Source organism: Bradyrhizobium sp. Arg237L, assembly GCF_029990105.1.
Lineage (GTDB): Bacteria > Pseudomonadota > Alphaproteobacteria > Rhizobiales > Xanthobacteraceae > Bradyrhizobium.
The window spans coordinates 1-2,249 of sequence record NZ_JAQMIL010000165.1; the positions used below are offsets into that span (position 1 = coordinate 1).

2 protein-coding genes are annotated in these 2,249 nt (G+C 59.7%); both read left to right on the forward strand.

Annotated elements, in window-relative coordinates; all coding sequences use genetic code 11:
* The first annotated feature begins 413 nt into the window (after nt 1–413).
* Complete coding sequence (locus OZ411_RS42710; RefSeq protein WP_282532762.1) at nt 414–731, forward strand: hypothetical protein; 318 nt, start codon at nt 414–416, stop codon at nt 729–731.
* 736 nt (nt 732–1,467) lie between these two features.
* Nucleotides 1,468–1,974: a heme-binding protein gene (locus OZ411_RS42715; protein WP_282532763.1), complete on the forward strand. Its 507-nt coding sequence runs from the start codon at nt 1,468–1,470 to the stop codon at nt 1,972–1,974.
* Nucleotides 1,975–2,249: the final 275 nt, after the last annotated feature.

A 2,249-nucleotide genomic window follows, 5' to 3' on the forward strand; every position in this document is an offset into this window, starting at 1 on the left:
AAAGGGAAGACAATAGGGCGCACCTGTGGCGCAGGTGCGGCCTGTCTCGGCCGCGTCGCCAAGATCGCCTAAATTGGAAGTTGCGGTCTTGATGCGCCTCCTGCCGAGGAACAGGACAGACGCCATGTCGAAACCATCGCCAAACAAAGGCATCTTCGCGCGTTAGCGCGTCGAGACCGGTGCCCGCGCGCACGTCGCTTGCAAGCGATGCACCATCGGATCGGCAGCGCGGCATGAACGCGATATTCCGTATGAGCGAAGCACATGCAGGCGATATTGGCGCAGTTGCGAGTTACTTGAAGAGAGAAGCTGCCGTGCCGACATGGTCGGAACCAGCGCGCGTACGTTTTCGGCGGCTACGGGCGCTATCTTGATTGGCAAGGGTATTGATGGCCTAGTGCCTGACTTCAACAGTGACGCGCACTCCGCCCGCCCGGGCGATTGCGACGAGCCATCCGAACGGAGTTGCCGATTTGGCGTTGTCGGAGATTACGGTTCCGACTCTTATCATGTCGCATCGAAACGACTCTTGCCGCGCCACGCCGCCGGCCGACGCTGAGATGTTGAAGAGGCGCCTGACAAAAACCAGCAAGACCGAAATTGTGTTGATTGACGGCGGCGATCCGCCCGAGTCACCGCCCCGCGAGGCGAAGGCGGCGCATGGCTACTTCGGCATCGAAGCCAAGGCTGTCGACACCATCGCCGATTTCATCAATCGCAATAGCAACTGACCACGCATACTGTGGATCGGCCACCATATTCTGATCGTGTGCCACGCATGACGGCTAATGGCCCGAATGCGAAGTCCGCGCGGGATCGGAAATGGTCTGCTTACCGGGGTAGATCGGAAGTTACTGGTCGACCTTCCAATCGGCGCTTTTGACCCCCCAGCCGACATCCTGCAAGCAAAGATCCTAATCCACTGCGGACGAACCCCGAACCTCAAACGTGCCGAACGGCTCGATCCTTACAGGCTCAAGCTCGTCGGCGATGCCCCAGGCTTTTTTTCTAGATCGACACGAGGAGGCGCTGGCTTTAGCGGAAGGAATGATCGGGCGCAATCCGAGTGCGCATCCAGGTTTGCGATCGGAGCCGCCAGCGCTGCGTTTGCCGGGCGCAGCGATACGGCGCATCGGCTATCTGCCCGCCTGCAAATTGTTGATCCAGCATTCCGCGTTTCCCATCTCGGACCCTATCAGAAGCCCGGTTTCGTGGCAAAATACGCCGAAGGTCTGCGCCGTGCGGGTTCCCCGAATGAGCGCACGCAGCCCGCAAAGTCGCTGATGCCATTGTCGAACGAGCATAAATCCGCTTGTGGCCTCTTCTCGGACATTGCTGGCAAGCAGCTAGGCGGCACGCCCCGGCCAATGGACTCTGGTACGGATTGGCGCAATCCTGCGGTCGCAAATAGTCCCAGTGCAGGGGCTGCCAATTTAGCCGACCAGCAGATATCGGGAGGACAACAACATGAGGACGCAGGACAAGACGCTAGTCGCTTCCATCGTGGCTGCAGTGATACTCACCGCAACAGCCAGCGCTCAACAGGCGCCATCCCCACCTCCGATAACGCCTTATGGAGCGCCACTAGGGCTCGAGGCAGCCAAGAAAGTGATGGCTGCCGCGGAAGCGGAGGCCGTAAAGAACAACTGGGCGATGGCCATCGTCATCCTCGACAGCACGGGCCACATGGTGATGCTGCACAAGCTCGACAATACCCAATACGGCTCTCTTATGGCTGCCGAGGACAAGGCGCACAGCGCGATTAACTACAGGCGCCCTAGCAAGGTGTTCGAGGATCTCGTGGCGCAGGGCGGCATGGGTTTGCGTTCATTGGCACTCCGTGGGGCATCTCCACTAGAAGGCGGCATTCCCATTAATGTGGATGGCAAGATTGTCGGGGCGATCGGCGTCTCTGGCGGGACGCCAGTTCAGGATGGCCAAGTCGCAAAGACGGGCGCCGACGCCGCGAAGTGAAAACCGCGCTCGCATCACCGAGGTCGTCTTGTCGCGCGGCCTCAACGCGTGCTCCTTGTCGCTTATGCAACTGGCGACGTCCGCTGTTGGCCCAAGAGCGAAGGTCGGCTTGGCTTCGAAATGGTCCACTTTATCGGGGTAGAGCGGAAGTGACCGACCGATCAGCCAAATGGCGCTGTTGACCCTCGACGGACGTTCAAACGGACCTCTCCCGCCAGTTTGCTTGAGGATATAATCTCGCCAAGGTCACGGTCGTGACTGCCGCTAAGGTTCAG

Excerpts from the sequence above, each read along its gene's own strand:
- OZ411_RS42715 (WP_282532763.1), top strand. The coding sequence starts at position 1,468 with ATGAGGACGCAGGACAAGACGCTAGTCGCTTCCATCGTGGCTGCAGTG.